Source organism: Aquitalea magnusonii (genome assembly GCF_003202035.1).
Taxonomy (GTDB): Bacteria; Pseudomonadota; Gammaproteobacteria; order Burkholderiales; family Chromobacteriaceae; genus Aquitalea; species Aquitalea magnusonii.
In genome coordinates this window covers 1-17,558 of sequence record NZ_QJKC01000016.1, presented here as the reverse complement: position 1 = coordinate 17,558, position 17,558 = coordinate 1, and the positions used below count along the sequence as shown (strand labels likewise).

12 protein-coding genes are annotated in these 17,558 nt (G+C 47.5%); 5 read left to right on the top strand and 7 right to left on the bottom strand.

Annotation, left to right across the window (positions count from 1 at the left end; genetic code table 11):
• Positions 1–320 precede the first annotated feature (320 nt).
• From DFR38_RS16100 to DFR38_RS16090, 3 genes are all read right to left on the bottom strand, one after another.
• On the bottom strand, positions 321–2,048 hold the full coding sequence (locus tag DFR38_RS16100) for an HD domain-containing phosphohydrolase (protein ID WP_059285205.1): 1,728 nt from the start codon (positions 2,046–2,048) through the stop codon (positions 321–323).
• A 71-nt stretch (positions 2,049–2,119) separates the two neighbouring features.
• Positions 2,120–4,321: a CHASE2 domain-containing protein gene (locus DFR38_RS16095; RefSeq protein ID WP_059285204.1), complete on the bottom strand. Its 2,202-nt coding sequence runs from the start codon at positions 4,319–4,321 to the stop codon at positions 2,120–2,122.
• Positions 4,322–4,463: 142 nt separating this feature from the next.
• A complete protein-coding gene (locus DFR38_RS16090; RefSeq protein WP_059285203.1) occupies positions 4,464–5,168 on the bottom strand; it encodes a Crp/Fnr family transcriptional regulator in 705 nt (234 codons plus the stop codon).
• 345 nt (positions 5,169–5,513) lie between these two features.
• On the opposite strand from DFR38_RS16090, the gene DFR38_RS16085 reads away from it, so the two are divergent.
• The 4 genes from DFR38_RS16085 to DFR38_RS16070 are packed head-to-tail and all read left to right on the top strand — an operon-like array spanning position 5,514 to position 13,384.
• Positions 5,514–7,121 carry a ShlB/FhaC/HecB family hemolysin secretion/activation protein gene (locus DFR38_RS16085; protein ID WP_082693321.1) on the top strand — a complete coding sequence of 536 codons (1,608 nt, stop codon included), beginning with the start codon at positions 5,514–5,516 and terminating at the stop codon, positions 7,119–7,121.
• Between the two features lie 15 nt (positions 7,122–7,136).
• A complete protein-coding gene (locus DFR38_RS16080; RefSeq protein ID WP_110313625.1) occupies positions 7,137–11,198 on the top strand; it encodes a beta strand repeat-containing protein in 4,062 nt (1,353 codons plus the stop codon).
• Positions 11,195–12,556 (top strand): FecR family protein, encoded by a 1,362-nt coding sequence (locus DFR38_RS16075; protein ID WP_059285199.1) that lies wholly within the window; start codon positions 11,195–11,197, stop codon positions 12,554–12,556. The genes DFR38_RS16080 and DFR38_RS16075 overlap by 4 nt, the downstream gene beginning before the upstream one ends.
• Before the next feature lie 57 nt (positions 12,557–12,613).
• Positions 12,614–13,384 (top strand): 3',5'-cyclic-nucleotide phosphodiesterase, encoded by a 771-nt coding sequence (locus DFR38_RS16070; protein WP_059285198.1) that lies wholly within the window; start codon positions 12,614–12,616, stop codon positions 13,382–13,384.
• A gap of 105 nt (positions 13,385–13,489) precedes the next feature.
• Here the strand turns inward: DFR38_RS16070 and DFR38_RS16065 are convergent, their stop codons facing one another.
• The gene (locus DFR38_RS16065) at positions 13,490–13,939 is read right to left on the bottom strand and encodes a hypothetical protein (protein ID WP_059285197.1); all 450 of its coding nucleotides are present in this window, start codon (positions 13,937–13,939) and stop codon (positions 13,490–13,492) included.
• Positions 13,940–13,977: 38 nt separating this feature from the next.
• The gene (locus DFR38_RS21075) at positions 13,978–14,532 is read right to left on the bottom strand and encodes a hypothetical protein (protein ID WP_146215993.1); all 555 of its coding nucleotides are present in this window, start codon (positions 14,530–14,532) and stop codon (positions 13,978–13,980) included.
• A 224-nt stretch (positions 14,533–14,756) separates the two neighbouring features.
• Here DFR38_RS21075 and DFR38_RS16060 point away from each other — a divergent pair, with 224 nt between their 5' ends.
• Positions 14,757–15,560 (top strand): GAF domain-containing protein, encoded by an 804-nt coding sequence (locus tag DFR38_RS16060; protein ID WP_082693320.1) that lies wholly within the window; start codon positions 14,757–14,759, stop codon positions 15,558–15,560.
• Positions 15,561–15,607: 47 nt separating this feature from the next.
• On the opposite strand, the gene DFR38_RS16055 is transcribed toward DFR38_RS16060, so the two are convergent.
• On the bottom strand, positions 15,608–16,429 hold the full coding sequence (locus tag DFR38_RS16055) for an outer membrane protein (protein WP_059285195.1): 822 nt from the start codon (positions 16,427–16,429) through the stop codon (positions 15,608–15,610).
• 143 nt (positions 16,430–16,572) lie between these two features.
• On the bottom strand, positions 16,573–17,151 hold the full coding sequence (locus tag DFR38_RS21070; protein ID WP_146215992.1) for a hypothetical protein: 579 nt from the start codon (positions 17,149–17,151) through the stop codon (positions 16,573–16,575).
• Between the last annotated feature and the right edge of the window lie 407 nt (positions 17,152–17,558).

Here is a 17,558-nt window from a genome sequence, read left to right as displayed (position 1 = left end):
TGTTTTCCTGGCACTTTTCAGTACTTCTACACACGTAGACGAGAGCTGTTGTGTAGGACTGATTTTGCGATTGTAGTTGATGTATTCATATCATGAAAGCCCAATCAAAAGGCTTGGTGTCTGGACGTAGGCGTGCTAACTCAGTTTATAGAGAAACATCCAGTACTGTATATCTTCGTTTTTCTCCGGCTCGGGCTGACGTCGATTTACCAGTTTCGGATATTGATCATATCTATGTATTCATGGTTTGGCCAGCCTAATTTACTCTCCTGCGTTTGTGTCCAGCTGGATGAATCGGTCTCATTTAATGTGTTTTTTATCTAAGCAATATTCTTCAATAGTGTTAAATATTTCCCGATATCGATATGATCTATCATCACTGACGGCATGTATTTTTTTGCATATTTGATATAAACACCCGAAGTTAAAAAAACCTCGAATATCTTTGCATCTAAGTGCTCCTTTCTTACGAAACTAAATAAGATTTCGATGGCCTCGTTCAGAGTATTTTGCTTTTTGTAAGGTCGATCAGCGGCAGTTAGTGCTTCAAAAATGTCTGCCATGGCAATGGCACGAGATGGCATTGATAGGGATGTTTTATCCAGCCTGTACGGATATCCTTTTCCATTTAGTGACTCATGGTGTTCAGCCGCATATCGTCGCGCCAGTTTTAGGTGTTCAGGGAAGGGCAGATTATCGAGCATCATGATACTTTGCAGTATATGCTCGTTAATAGTAAAACGCTCCTCCATTGTCAGAGTACCAAATGGTATGGATAGGTTATATATCTCACCACTATTGTTCAGATTCTTCGGAATCTCCATAGGGAATTTATTTTGCAAGGAAGTATGTTGAGCCGTAGGGCGAACTGTGATATGCCATCTCTGATCAGATAATAGTGTTTCCTCTGCGGGTAGCGAGGTGGCAGATGTGCGAGGTCTGCGCGCCAGCTCCGCCTTTGACAAGCCTAGCGTATCATCAAGATGACGTGTCCATTTAATTGATGCAATTTCATTTAATTTATTGAGTGACGATGGATCGACAGCATGCTGCCCGTTGTTAAGTGCTGCAACAAATGCGAATTGTTCTTTTATTTTCGATTTTTTCTCGTCAAATATTTTCTCAGCCATATCTTTTTCCATGCCGCACTCCATGGATTGATACATCTGGATATGTGCATCGCGTAACAGTATTTCAAATCGATTACGTATTTCATGAATACGGTTATTGATGCACTCTAGCTTCGTTCCTTTGTTCAAGATGTGCTCTGGCGTTGTGATCTTGCCACAGTCGTGGAGCCACGCTCCAATACGGAACTCTTCCCACTCACTTTCAGTTTGGAAATTGATTAGCCCATTCTCCTGTAATGCGTGAGCCAGGTCGATTGCCAGTTCAGGTACTCTTTGGCAGTGATTTCCTGTGTGCGAACTTTTAAAATCAATTGCATTGGCAATCAGTTTAATTAGCGAGTCAAATAATACCTTTTGTTCTTCTAGTAGCTGTTGATTTTCAAGAGCTACAGCCGATTGTGCCGCTAGTGCATTGATAAGAGGAATGATTGATGGGTTGAATGGAATGGGACTGTTATTTTTTTCGTCAAGGGCATTAACTAGTTGTAAGGCACCAATAGCATTTCCATTGGAGGTAATGAGAGGTATGGAGAGTAAAGAAATAGCCTTTAGCCCAGAATGTGTACTGAAATTCTTTGTGGATGACATGTCAAACCTGCTTTCTTGGTAGACGTCATCAATCACAACTATTTTTTTGTGTAACACAGTATAGGTGGCAATAAAATCATCATTCTCTTCGCCATTATCTTTATAAAGTGGGATGGCTATTTGAGGTAAGGAGAGATTATTGGTGCGGTGAGCAAATACTAATGTTTTATTTTCAGAGCGTAGAAAAAGTGTTCCCGCTTCGCAGTTGGTGAGTTCTTTTGCGTATGATATTATTTTGTTCAGTAAGATATTACGATCTTTTTCTGCGCTCAGTAGTATGCCAATTTCAATTAATTTTTCGAGTTTTAATTTTTCTGAACTTTCTTGCATTTCATTCTCAATTCTTATTGATTTATTTAAAGTGCCATAGTTATTGATATGACATCTTAATCTATTTGAATTTATTTTTGCATGGCATCGGTTATACCATTCCACTTTGTGTTTTTAGTATCTGTACTGAGTGTGTGAATATGTGACAAATAATGTTTGGCAAGTGGATAGTATTTTTCGTTATCAAGTTCTTCAAATAGAAGTATGGCTTGCTTCCAGTCGGCCTTGTAGTAGGCATCTATGGCTTTTTGATGCTTTTCTTTTATTTTTCTCCAGTTCTTACACTGTCGAGTTGTCTGGTCGACTGGCCAGAAAACTCGTGTTGGCTTTTGTTTTCCTTTGACTCGTAATCGGTCAAGTTCAAGAAGATCTATTTCATCCGCTAATCGCGAGGCAGTTGTCTCGCCAATCAGTATGGGCACATTATAGTTTTTAGTTTGCCCTTCCAGTCTGGCAGCCAGATTGACTGAGTCACCGATAGCAGTGTAAGCACGGCGCAGGCTGGAGCCCATATCACCTACCACAGCTGGACCAGTATTGATGCCAATGCCAATTTGTAGCTCTGGCAAGCCCTGTAATGTATTTTGCTGGTTGAAATGTTTCATTGCCTCTTGTAGTTCAAGCGCAGCATCAATTGCATGGCGAGCATGTGCTGGATCGTCCAATGGTGCATTCCAAAATGCCATTACAGCATCGCCGATAAATTTGTCGATGGTTCCCAAGTGCTGGTTGATAACTTTTGTTTGCAAATCCATCAGTCGGTTGAGCAATCTCCCCAGTTCTTCCGCAGGCATATGTTCTGCCAGACTGGTAAACCCACGTATATCAGTAAACATCACAGACAATTCTTTATTTTGTCCATGCATTTTGTAGCTTTTAGGGTCATCCTGCATTTTCTCGACTAGTGCTGGAGGAATATACTTTCCGAATAGCTTTCCTAATTGCCGCTTGCTACGGTATTCCGTGAAGTATCCGTAGCCAGCATGCCAGCTACTGACGAGAGTAATAAAGACAATGGGTGCTGCAGATGGCCATGCTATGTGCAATTTAAGCCACAGCATGCTGTCTGCAGCCAAAAGTGGTAACAAGAGCGTAGCGGCCAATAGCGCTGACTGCAGTAGAGAGCAGCTGGGCAGCAGATATAAGCACAGCAGCAGCAGGGCAAGCAGAAGTATCAGGTTGGCCCCAGCTACCCATTGTGGTTGTTGAGGCAATGCATTATCCAGCATGCCGGCAATCAGATTCGCGTGAATTTCTACGCCAGGGTATAGCTGCCCTGCCGGTGTTGCCCTCAGGTCTTGTAGCCCTGGGCTGGTGGAGCCCAGCAGGATGATTTTATTGGCCAATTGGCTGATTTTGATTTTCCGGTTAAGGATATCTGCCGCTGACACATAGGGAAAACTGCCTGCTGGTCCGCGATAGGGAATGAGGACGGCGGTTTGTTCATCCATCGGCAAGGTATATGAGCCTGTTTGCAGTGCTTCCGGCTGGGGGGCATCCGCTGGCCAGATCAATTGACTCTGTTTGCTGGCAGTAGCGTGCTGGAACACAACGAATGACAGGGGGGGGTAGTACCCCCCGGAATATTGCGTCAACAGGCTGACCCGACGGGTTTGCCCGTCGGCATCCACCAGAGGGTTAAAATGCCCTGCGCCTGCGGCCGCCATTTGCAATAGCGGCAGGTTGGCACCATAGCCTTGCGCCACATTACTACTCCAGGATGGCATATTTGCTTGCGTGTCTTGAAACAATGGAGCCGGAAGCAGTCCGTGTCGTCGCGTGGTACCGGTGAAATAGTAGCCAAGCACGACATCATGCCTGGCTAATGCATTGGCAAATAGCTGGTCATCATTCAGTGAGGGAGCGAGGCTAGCGAGATTGCGCTGGAAGGCAATATCCTGTGACAGGCTACCGTGTGCCAGCTGCTGTAGGCTGTGCAAGCCTGAGCTGTCATCGCTTTCGGCAAACACCATGTCCATGCCTAGCGTTTTGGCGTGGTAAGTATCAAACAGGGTGTTGATCAGCTGTGCCAGCCGCCTTCTTGGCCATGGCCAGTGGCCTTCTTGTTCCAGACTGGCTTCATCGATATCGACAATGACAATACGCAGGTCGGGCTTATTCGAAAAAGAAAATTGCAAGCGTTGGTCATAAATCCAGCGATCAAAGCTGTCAATCAAGGGAAGCTGGATCAGCTTGCAGACATGAGCCATGACCAAGGCTCCGCACAGCAAGAGGATAAAGCGTTCCAGCAAGCGTCGCTTGTTTTGTGTCATGAAGAATGGGATGTAAGGCCGGACAAGCGATAGGCAGCAGATTTGCCGCAAGCCGCATGATTAGTAGTATTGCGAATAGTCAATCCAGAGACAGGTCACCGGGCTGGCCCACGCCATGCCCGGAGCTATCGTGGATAATGTCTTATGCCGGGGTAGCTGCTGCTACTGGCACGACAGCATCCGTTGCATGCTTGTCGTGGTTCATCTTCTTAAGTTTGAGGGCAACGTCCTGCCCCAGAACGCTGTGCAGTGGTGCTTTGAGTTCCGGTGTTTTCTTCAGTAGTGCATCCAGCTGTGCATGTGGCAGTCGCAAAATACGTGTCGGCTGACTGGTCACTGCAGTGGCCGATGCTGGCTGCTCAGTCAGAAAGCTCATTTCTCCCAGGAACTGCTTGTTTCCAACGGCTGAAACCTTGTTGCCATTGGCCAGGATTGCCGCCTCTCCCTGCAAGATCAGCATCAGATCGCATGGCTTTTCGTTGGTCCGTACCAGACAATGGTCTTTGGGGTGGTCTTCAAATCTGGCAACGTCGAGCAATTTCTTGAACTCAACAGGGCTGAACGCCTGAAATACCTGCTGGTGGATGATCTTGGCTTCCCCGCTCAAGACTGATGCTTTCTTCTCCTTGAGCAAGATAGCAAGCTGGTAGGCATTAATGGCGATGAAAACCAGATTCATTGCTATCTGGATCCACATCGGCTGGCCTGGACGGATAAAGAAATAGATATAGATATCCATGAAGCAGGCAAACAGGGTGATGACGCGCAACCAGAAGATGTCGCGCATGATGTAGGAGAGGGCTATCAGTGAGTAGCTGAAGGCAGAAAGATAGTCGTAAAAGCCCATTTTTTGCAGCCTGTGGTATGTAATCAGCCCATCCTAGCAACAAGTGTCAGCAAGCTCCATCGTTTTCTCAAACAGCATTTTTTTGAAATTGATAATCATTTTTAAAATTACAAATTATCATGAAATTTAATTTAAAAACTTCAACGAATTCTAAATTGTTTATTATTTTAAATAAATAATTATCAATAAATGATTTATTGGCAACTATTAATTGTAATTAATGTAATTTATCCTGTCGTAATTTTGCAAAAATTTAATTTTTATATTTTGCATAAAATGTTCAAGGCATAAATTTTATATAAAATCATCAGGAAAATTACTTTTATAAATTTTTGGTGATAATTGATGTCAGCTAGGGGTGATGTTGTCTGTCTGGTACGGTCTGGCTTACTGGGTATGGTTCTGGCTGCCTTGTCCTGCAGTGCCATCGGGGCTACCGAGGTGCAATTTCCGGTTAGCGCATTCGTCCTGGATGGCGTCAGCTTGCTGCCACTTGATCAGGTCAAGGCTCGACTTGTTAAATACACCGGCCCACATCAGCAATTTGCTGATTTGCAGCAAGCTGCACAATCGGTGCAGCAGATGTATGCCGAGGCTGGCTATGAGCTGACTAGGGTCAGCATTCCGCCGCAGGACATCCATTCAACCTTGGTTACCCTGCGTGTGGAGGAGGTCCGCATTGGTGGTATTTTCCTGCAGGGTGAAAAACACCATGACAGGCAGAACATCTTCAATACTCTGCCGGGCCTGCAAGAAGGTGCTGCCCCCAATGTCACCCGTGTGGGACGTAGCCTGCGGCTGGTAAATCAGGGCAGCAGCAAGCAAGAGCAAATCACTTTCCGCCAGACCGGCGACCCGCTGGTGATGGATGCCGTTGTCAGCGTGGCGGACGCCAAACCTGCCCACTATGCGTTCACGCTGGACAATAGCGGCAGTGCCAGTACCGGCTACTTGCGTAGCGGTATTGCCTTGCAGCAAGACAATGTGTTCAATCGCGACCATGTGCTCAATGCACAATATGTAACGTCCTTGACCCGCCCTGCCGACGTTTCCATTTTTGGCGCCAGTTACCGTATCCCGCTATATACCCTGGGCGATACGGTAACCATTAATGGCGGGCACTCCAATGTCAACTCCGGTACGGTCAATACCACATCGGGGAGCTACGGAATCAGTGGTAGTGGTGATAGTGCCGGCGTGCAGTACAGCCATCTGCTCAGTCGATATGCAAGCTGGGACCAGCATCTGGATCTGGCGTACGACTATCACTATTTTCACAGCAGTGTCACTTCGCCAGGCAGCAGTGAAAGCCTGGTGCCTGATCTGGTAGACCAGCCCCTTACCCTGACTTATGCCGGTAGCTTGCGCAATGCTACCCAGGAGTGGAGTGCCAGCCTCAGTTTGGTTCAAAACATCAGCGGTGGGCATTTGGGTAATGCCGAGGCCTATCAGCAAAGTGGCGGCCGGGTGGGCGCTCGGGGCGACTTCCTGTTATGGCGCTACCATTTTTCATTGAAAAAAAACTTCCTGAATGACTGGCAATTGCATCTGGCCGTAGATGGTCAGGAAAGCCGGGATGCGCTGATTGCCGGTGAGCAATTTGGCCTGGGTGGAGCAGATTCTGTGCGTGGTTTCCGTGAACGCGAGCTGACCGACGATCGTGGTGTACGCGGCAGCATGGAGGTGTATGGGCCGGATATCGCACGCCATTGGGGCTATGCCGGATGGCATGTCCGGCCGCTGCTGTTTTGCGATGGCGGCATGCTATGGCGTAACCGGGTGCAGGAGGGTGAATATGCCCACCAGTCTGTCGGCAGTGCTGGCTTGGGTGTGCGGGTAAGTGATGAGCACCACCTGCAATTGCGTGTTGATTACGCCTCGGTATTCAAAGCTGGTGGAACCGAGAAAAAAGGCGACCAGATGCTGCAGGCTGGCCTGAGTTGGGTGTACTAGAGCAACGAGAACGTCATGAATACTATTTCCCCCGTATCCACCGCCCAGTACCCGCGCTTCCGCCTGCGCCATCTTACGGTTTTCCTGTCACTGGCATTTGCACCGCATGTAATGGGTAATCCATTGTCCCCGGTGGTGGTCAATGGCTCGGCCACCTTTGCCACCAGTGGTAAATCACTGCTGATCCAGAACTCACCGGGTGCCATCATCAATTGGCAAAGTTTTTCGATTGCTGCAGGTGAAACCACCCGTTTTTTGCAGCAGAGCAGCAGCAGTCAAGTGCTTAACCGGGTAGTGGGCGGTAATCCCAGCCAGATTCTTGGCAGCCTCAGCTCAAATGGGCAGGTTTTCCTGATCAACCCCAACGGGATTGTTTTCGGTACAGGCAGTCAGGTAAATGTGTCGTCTCTTGTTGCCTCAACCCTTGGCTTGTCTGATCACAGTTTTCTGGCTGGTACGCTGGATTTCCAGTCAGCAGCGAATCCAGCCAGCCTGATCAACCAGGGCAGCATTCAGGTAGACAAGGGCGGTTATGTTTACTTGCTGGGTAGCACGGTGCAGAACAATGGCCTGCTGGCGGCACCCGGCGGACAGGTGCTTTTGGCTGCAGGTAGCAACGTACGTTTGCTGGACCCGGCCAACCCCGAAGTGGTGCTGGACCTGACGCCCTCCGCCAATCAGGTCATCAACACCGGCCAGATTAATGCCGGCAATCTCAAACTGCTGGCCGCCGACATTGTCAACAGCGGACAGCTGAATGCCAATGCGGCAGAAGTCGGCCCTGGCGGCAGCATCTTGCTGACAGCAAGAGACCATATCGAAGCCAGTGGCCAGATCAGTGCCGATGCACTGGAGCAAGGTAATGGCGGCAGCATTAAGCTGCTGTCACAGGGCAACACCACGGTCAGCGGCAGCCTTAGCGCCAAAGGCGGGGCCGACACAGGTAATGGCGGCAGCATCGAAACCTCCGGCAGTCATGTTACTGTCAGCGACAGTGCCAGCATCAATACCACGGCGGCCCATGGCAAGCAGGGTAGCTGGCTGATCGACCCCACCGACTTCACCGTGGCTGCCAGCGGCGGCGATATCTCCGGCAGCACCCTGTCAGCCCAGCTGAATCAGAGCGATGTCACGCTGCAAACCACTGCCGTGGGCAGTAGCGGACTGGGCGACATCATCGTCAATGATGCCCTCAACTGGAGTTCCGGTTATGCGCTCAATCTCACTGCCTACCACAACATCTACATCAACCAGAACATCAGCGGCAATGGTGCCAACCTCAACCTGAATGCGGGTGGTGGTTTGGTGCAGGTTAATGCTCCGCTGCTGGATGTCACCCTGCCCTGGAGCACCGGCACGCTATGGTTTAACGGCAGCACACCGCAAACCCTGACATCGCTGACCCTAACCGGTGGCACGGCTACGGTGGATAGCACGTTGGGGGTGAGTAATTACAACCAGACAGGCGGTACGCTCAATGGTGCTGGTACGGTAACCGCAAGTAACGGTTTTAGCTGGACTGGTGGAGAAATGTCCGGTGCCGGTACTACCGTGATTGATAAAGGGGTGGCCGATGGGATAATTGGTAACCCACTTGTTGAGTTTTCTGCGAATGAACTATTGGGACGGACACTAATTAACTTGGGAAGTGTTACACAGCTTGGAACTTGGAATGCCACAGGCTTGGCACTAGAGAATAATGGACTATTGTACAATCAAAGTGTCTATCGATTAAACTCTTTGAGTAATAAGGCTGTAATTTATCAGCTACAGAAAGAATATTCTGGTTCGAGAGGTGTTGTCAATAGTGGAGTAATTCAAGCTGATGGTAATTATCACCCGCGACCATATGTTTGGTATCACTCAGAAATTAATGCTCCCGTGACATTGATCGGTGGTACGTTGGATGTTGGTCTCGGAGATTTGACTGTAACGTCCTTGAGTACTGCTGCTAGCACCATCTCTACCATTACTGGTGGTGGGACTGTATACATCACCAGTCCAAACACGAATAGCTCATTTCTCGGTGGGGTAGCATTAAAGTCTGGTGCAACACTGAATGTTAATGGAGGCGCTGTATACCTACCTGGCGGGAGTAATATTATTGGTGATGAGAGTGCGTCAATCTCAATTTGGAATGGGATACTTAGTGCAGATGGAAATATCAATGTTGGGAACTTGTATCAAAGTGGCGGTGCATTGACTGGCGCAGGTACGACAACGGTAGTTAATGATTTTAACTGGGCAGAAGGAACAATGTCTGGGAGTGGAACAACGGTAGTTGGGCCAAAAGTGAGTGCAGGAGTTATCGCGGCGTTTGATACACTTGATCGAAAACTGATTAATCAGGGTAATATAGTGCAATCAAACCAAATGTCGGCTAATTGGTTATCTGTTGGTATAGGTGGGCAGCTTATTAATCACGGAGTCTATACTCTGGATAGCAGCCAGTCTTCAGCTACCATTTCTAATAGTGGAAGCAATCTACCGATATTAAACACGGGCACGATCCAGACAACCGGCATTAACGCTTCAATCATTACCGTTCCCTTACAAATGTCCGGCTCTGGCCAGCTGGTGAATGACAGCAGCCAAACTTTGCAGATTGGCAATATCAGCACCAGCGGCAATACGCGTTTTGGCGGAAGCGGCGTAATCGAACTGACCGGCCCGGCAGCATTGAGTGGTTCCACTACTGTTGCGGCGGGTAGCAGCCTGCTGGTGGATGCCAGTAGCAGTTTCAGCAGCAGTGGCAGCCTGAATGTACAGGGTAATCTGCAGTTCAATGGCAATGTCACCCTCAATAGCGACTTGCAGCTGCAATCGGGTAGCCTTTACTTGAACGGAATTACCCTGAACGAAAACCAGGGTACGTTCAACTGGAGCGGCGGTGCCATCAACGGCAGTGGCGGCCTGCAGTTTGGCAGTCATGGCCATTTCGCTTTTGGTGGTAACGGTAACCGGGTACTGAATGCGCCCAATATTGCCTTCACCTTTACTGACCTGGTTCTGCCATCCGGCTCACTCACCTTGCAACAGGGCAGCCTGACCTTGCAAACAGCTGCTGGTGACAGTGTTATCCCATCGGGTGCCAGCCTGAATGTCAATGGTGGCGTACTGACCAATAACGGGCCTTTGTCCGTCGGCGGAGCACTGAATGTCAATGGCGGTGTATTTGCGGGTACGGGTACGGTCAGTGTGGATGGTGGAAGTTTGAGCATCAACGGTGGCAGCTGGAGTAATAGCGGAGCACTTAGCAACACCGGTACGCTTAACCTTGGCAGCGGCAGTTATGCTGGCCAAATCAATAATCAGGGCACAATCAATACGGCAGGTGCCAGTTTCAGCCAGTTGTTCAGCAATAGCGGCACACTGAACCTGTTGTCAGCGACCAGTAGTTTTAATGGTGGCCTGGTGCAGACAGGCGGTGTAACCAAGCTCGGAACAGATGTGAGCCATCCGGCCAGCATGCTGGTGGGTGGCAGTGGTTATCAGTTGAATAGCGGTACGCTGGAGGGGTCGGGCAATATCAATGGTAATGTGTCGGTAAGTGGTGGCACGCTGTCTCCGGGTTATTCTCCGGGCAGTATCAATATCAATGGCAACCTGACACTGGGGGCAGGGAGTAATACCGTGATTCAGATTGGTGGCACCACGCCAGGTATTGGTTTTGACCAGATTACCGTCAGTGGTACTGCCAGCCTTGGTGGGGCGCTGACCGTTTCTTTATGGAATGGTTATTCGCCGGCTACGGGTAGCAGTTACCGCTTTTTGCAATATGGCGCGGTAAACGGCAGTTTTGCCAACATCAGCCTGCCCGGCTCGAACAGCAGCCTGAGTAATATGGCTGCTTATGCACAGATCGGCTTTGCCGCTGCACCCAATTCATTTGCCAGCATGCCTGCCCCGGTGTCCATGAATATGCAAGATGCCTGGGAACAGAGTGTATCGCTAAACCGCAATGTGAGCGTGCTGAGCGCACTGGCTACAACACAGGTGTTGCCGATGAATCTGGCCACTGATTTGCCGGTTTTCTATGACTGGTCGGCCCTGTCCGTTGCATTGAACTGTAAATGATGAAAACCAGCTTTCGGAATTTGATCTGGCGTAGTGCCGTGTGCCTGATGTTTGTGCTGTCCGGTGTCATCCATGCGCAGAGTGCGGCCAAGGTACAGCGCTTGCAGGGCATTGCCCATGTAGAGCATGGGGCCGCGGGTTTTGACCTGCTGTATACCGGCGCGGAACTGAATGTTGGTGATGTAGTTGCCACGGAGAAAGACAGCAATGCCTTGCTGATTTTTACGGATGGCAGCCAGGTGGCACTCCGCCCGCAAACACGCTTTGTCATCCGCCAATATCACTTTGAGCATAGCAAGCCACAGGAGGATGGCATGGTGGTTGGCCTGCTCAAGGGAGGCGTACGAACACTTTCTGGCCTGATTGGCAAGCGTGGTAATCAGAACGCGTACCAGATGCAGGGCGGAACCGCGACCATTGGCATACGCGGTACCGACTTTACCGCCAGATTGTGCCAGGGTGACTGTCGTCATCCGTCTGAAAATGAAGCCGCCGGAGTGTCCTCGGCCGGCGTTGTCGGCCACCTTGTACATGCTCCATCCGGTATACAAGTGACGGACGGACAGGGTGCGGTTCGGCAAATCAAGCCATATGGGGCTTTGTTCCGCAGCGATACGCTACAGGCGAACAGCACCGAAGCCGCCGAGCTGGAAATGGTGGATCACACGCGGATTACCCTAAGGCCAGGCAGTCGGCTCAAACTGAGTCAGTTCCACTATCAATCCCGGCAGGAAAGCGATGGCATGCTGGTGGACATGTTACGCGGCGGTTTTCGGGTGGTGACCGGTCTGATTGCCAAAAGGCAACCCGAGCAGGTCAACTTTCACACGCTGACGGCCACGATTGGTGTGCGCGGTACGGATTTTGTGCTGGATTGCTTGTCGCCTGGTTTGCAGATTCATCAAGGCATGCACGACTGCAATGCGGCCATGCTGCTCGCCATGCAGGATGGCCGCACCCGGCTGGAAACAGACCAGACCAGCTTGCTGGTCAAGCGTGGGCAAACGGCATACTACGATGGGCTCGGTTCTCCTGCCCGCATCCTGACCGATTCTGAACGCGACATGCTGTCGGTGCAAAGCCTGCCCATGCCAGGCATCACCCTGGCCTCTAGCATGCCTGAATCAACAGACCAGACCGTGCCGGATGGTTTTTACGTGGCGGTCAATCATGGCCGTATTGCGTTTAGCCAGGCCAGCACTACCGTTTTGCTGGATCGAGGTGACGCGGCGTATGCAGCTGCCAACGATGTGGTCCCTGTCAGATTGCCGCTGGATCCGGATTTTCTGGATGCAGACCCGGTGTTGGCTAACTATCCCTTTGTCAGCTTTGTTTGTACCAAGGAAGGCAGTGAGTGATCCTGGTTATTAGAAAGGCACCAAGCCCGTTTATTTATCTGTTGGCCGGGAGGCTGAATGAAGTTGCGTATTCTGGGATGTAGCGGGGGGATTTCGGCCCAGGCTGCGACAACCTGCTTTTTGCTGGACAACACCACCCTGATTGATGCAGGCACCGGCCTGGCTAGTCTGGAGTTGTCCGAGATGATGGTGATTGAAGATATCTTCCTGACGCATACCCATCTTGATCATATTGCGATGTTACCGCTATTACTGGACAACTTATTAGGCCGGCGTGCAAGTCCTGTACGGATACATGCAAGTCAGCACAGCATCAACATGCTGAAAAGGCACATTTTCAACTGGGAAATCTGGCCCGATTTCAGTGTGCTACCGTCTACCGGTAGCGGACTGATTGAATATCATCCATTTGAGTGTGGACAAACCAAGAACCTGACACAAGGGGGGATGATTACTGCCTTGCCTGCAATGCATTCGGTGCCGGCGCAGGGATATCTGATTGATTCGGGTAAAGCTTGTCTTGCATACACTGGTGATACCGCCAGTAATGCTGAGCTGTGGCCTTTGTTGAATGCAGCCAGCGTGTCACTTCGTCATTTGATTATCGAGGCTGCATTTGAAAACAGCGCTGCTGAACTTGCGCGTGAAGCAGGCCATCTCTGCCCGGATGTACTCAAAAGCGAGTTGCTTAATTTAAAGCAGGATTGCAGTGTATGGGCTACTCATCTCAAACCGACAGATGCTGATTTGATAAAATATCAATTAGACAGTACCAGTAGCAATCATTCTATTGATATTTTGTCAGCAGGGGATATCCTGGAGTTCTGAATCGATGCCAACAATACGGCAGTGGTTTGTTCGGCTAGTGATTGCTTGCTATTGCTGTTATTAGAGGACTGATTCACTATTGAGTACAGTCCTCTCGGAGTTCTCTTATTTTTCGCTGTTAACAAATTGAACCATGGTCGGGCCAAGGGAGTCGTTGGAGACAAGACGTTCGCTATTGTCAATTGCAGTAATAATCATCAGCGTTCCATGTTTTTTAGTTAGCGGATCAGGATCGGCACAAAAATTCTCATCGGTTTTTTCTGTGTCGCCAAAAATAATCATATTTGCCTGCTTTGAATAGTTGGATGGATTGCCAATTTTTGCAATCACCTCCTTTATTGGAGTGCCGTTTAGTTTTCTAATGTATTTGAGACCTTCTTCTGCTGTTCTGAACGGGCCATTCTTGCATTTTTCTGTACTTGCTATTACAGCTTTGGGGGCTTCAGAGTTTGCTGTGGTCTGTTCTCTGCTGATTTTCTCTGCTGACTCTTTGCCGCAAGCACTCAGCATAGTGGCGGTGATAGCCATGAAGATAATAAAATTGGTCTTTTTCATTTTATAATATTCGTTAGGATTGGTGTGATAAATTTAAATCAATTATATTCAAATTGTTGCATGCACTTGTCGTAAGCAGACTTTTGGCTCAGCGACTGGTTTAAGGCTCCAAGCAGTACGTCGGCTGTTTTCTTATTGGCTGTGTTTTGTGAAATTTGCTGACTGGCTGCTGCTTGGTCTGCATAGCTTTGGCAAGTCATCGCATTTCTCGCCTTCCTATCTTCTGCAGCTGCTACTCGATCTGCATTTGCTAGGTCATTAGCCAAGCCTGGGGCATTTTTCGGTCGCGAGATTGTTGCTGAAAAACTACCCTGATGCATCGGTAGGTTAAAGCTTTGACTGTTTTGAGCTCCGCTTGGCCATATTGCGGTTACTTTACTGGTATTGATAATATTTTTACTAGGATCACCATTGTAGTTCAGTGTTTGAGGTGCCATGCCTAGCGCATGATTACCCTCGTACAGCATGGCACCAGGTGGTTCTGTTTTTACCGTAAGACTAACCTGATTGCCTTGCATTGCTGCGCAGGCGGAAAGAGAAGTTATCGTTGCAATGATAATTGTTGAGCGCAGTAGTTTTTCAATAGAAATCATAGCGATCCTCTCCTTGATATAGTAAGTTCCAAATGTGGCTGCAAATTGCCGGTTATGTTTGATGGCTTAATATTAGTCTGGATGGGGCTGTCGTGATATAGAGCAAATTGCCTATGTGTTTGGTCCTAGGTAACGAGGGACTGTCCATTTGCTCACCGATGTTTTCGACGGTGCTGGTTAGTCCGTAAAGTTATTCAATAATAAATCTAGATGTGGAGCCGTATATGAGTGCTGAGTGTCAGTATGACTTGATGGACATCATTACTTCTTTGTCATCAATGTGTGACTTGAATGAGTTGTTTGATAGAGTGATGTCGTATGGCTTGGCCGCCACGAGAGCAGATGCTGGAAGTATTTATATTGTTGACGAAAGTGGCGAGCACCTTGAATTTGTTGTCGTGCACAATAAGTCTTTAGGCGCCAAGTTTAATGGTCGTGTGGAAATGCAGAAAGCAGATTTTTTTTCAAAACTACCATTGACGCTTGATGATGGTTGTCCAAATCTTTCCACCATAGCAACTTATTCATTACATACTGGCGAAACAGTAAATATCTCTGATTCGTATGCCAGTAGTGATGAGCGTTTTGAAGGGGTGAGAAGTTATGATGCTAAAACTGGCTATACATCAAAATCCATTTTGGCTGAAAGAATTTCGCACCAAGGGGCAACGGTTGGTGTGTTACAATTAATTAATCGAAAAGATTGTTGTGATAATATTGAGCCGTTTTCTCAGCAGGATGAAATGTTAATCAAAGCTTTGGCTTCAATTGCTGCGGTGGCATTTGTCAACAGGAAAGCACAGTTCACGATTGGTTCTTACAAAAACTCAATGTGCTCTGTATTGACAAAAAGCGAGATGCGCGTTGTGGAAACGATTGTTCAGGTTGGTAGTGCAAAAGAAGTTGCAAGAGTGATTGGGGTGTCTCCCAGTACGGTCAGAAACCAGATTCAAAGTATTTATCAAAAACTTGGTATTAATAAAAAAACCGACTTGGTTAAACTGTTTATTGGTTTTGATGCTGTATGAAGTGGGCAACGGGCTGAACGGGATGGTTCCTGAACAGCCCTTTTTTATTAGAAGCTATATCCTACACCAACATAAATTTTCTGGATGGTAGTGTCTGAGTTTGGTTCGTGGATTGCATAGCCATCAACATTGTGCGTTTCTGATATGCCATATTTGAATGTGCTATATTCATAACGGCCATTGACATGCCAGTTTTTGTTTAGTTTGTAATCAGCGCCCAGGCCGAAATTAATGGTGCTGCTACTACCAAGATGGAAGGTTGTACCTGCGACAACCATAGTAGGCGCTACCGTTTTTCCAAATGCGATATCGGTAGACAACACAAGCTTATCATTCACAGCGTATTGAGCCATTGTTCCAAGCTCCCAGAACAGGTGGCCATAAGCTTCATTATTCAGTTCGTTACTACCAACCTGCCTATGCCATAGGTGCATCCCAAAGCCAGCGAAAGGTGTGAGTTGGAAGGCAGCATAGTCTTTGAAGGTAAAGCCTTTCCCTACACGCATGCTTGCATCAAAGGTGCTTGCATTCGATGTGGCCTGTCCTGGTTGGAAGGTACCATTATAGTGCCCATCATATTGATTGGTTCCGCTGGCGTAATCAATCTGGTACCGAGTATAAAAATCTTCAATACCCAGAAATTTGCTTTGCCCGGTTTTACTGATGCGGAATGTTGTCTGGTTACCACTATCCGAGTCCGGGTCAGCACCATTCAGTTGGGCAATGTATTCATGCTCATGGTAATTCATATTCTGATTGCCAATGGAAAAGGTATATTGGTTATTTGAATCAGAGATTGTCTCGTTCGCATGGACTGTGCCAATGAAGCCGACTGCAAAAAGTCCTGCCAATATGTTAAGCTTTTGCATGAGTAAGATTTCAGCTTGTTGTGAAGGAAATGGAATGGTAGTTATTTGTGAATAATTTTGAAATGGGCAAAATTAACTAATTTTTCCAAAGAATTTTAACTATACCTATCTTGCATGTTTGAGTAGGGTGAATATTTTTTAAATTAAAGGTATATTTCTGGTTTTAATTCAAATGAATTTTCTTCAGAAATTTCCCTGTCAAACCACGCGAAGAATTTATTGATTGATTGCGCTGGTGTATATACACTTTTTCTGGCATTTTCAGAAAATAACCTTTTTACAAATCCTGGATTTTGACTGTTTACTAATTTGCAATATGCTCCAATTGGTGTGATGCCTTGGTAAAAGGCATTCCCATTGTTTGGGTCTGAGTGCAAAACCCAATATCTATGCCTTAGGTTTAGTACGTCAATAAATGCTGGTGCTGGAAATTTTATCCACTTTTCAGTACCTTTTTTGAGGTCTTTGGATAAATAGTCTGCTGTTACAAGTCGGCAGAAATGACCTTCAATGCCTAGGAATTCATTATAGGTCTCAATTATTTTTTCGGATTGATCTGACATTTTGAAGTAAATTCTTTTTCCTTGCTTTATTCTTTCTCCAACTACTCTTGATATTTTTTCAATGTGTGAAATCATGCATCCATTTACTTCAATGTGCATCTCCATGCACAGGTTTCGTTTCTCTAAACCGATCTTTTCTTCTATGTATACAAGCTTCATATTAATAATCTTCCTGATGAAAATTTAATAAGGTTCGGCAGAGTGGTGCTTGTCTGCAGTGTTTTATAAGGAATCTTCTTAATGTATGCTTAATAAGCATTATTATTATGATTCTTGTATTATTACACTTGATTTTGGGATGGAATATAGTTCAAATGCTCTAATAGGCAGTCGAAAGGCCCGCGCGCTAGGCTCGAGTTATAGATTTTCAGAAATAATGGTCAGGAGTAAAGGAAGCCGCTCTAGGGGAGTTGAGGGCTATTTTAAGTCTTGTCTAGCATCACTCCGCGGAATGAATTCATTCCTGAAAACTGGTCTGTCCCGCCCTTCGTGGACACTAACTTAAGGTGGATAATCACCACTTAGGAGCTGTGTCCATGAATAAAACCAGACGTACTTTCCCCGAT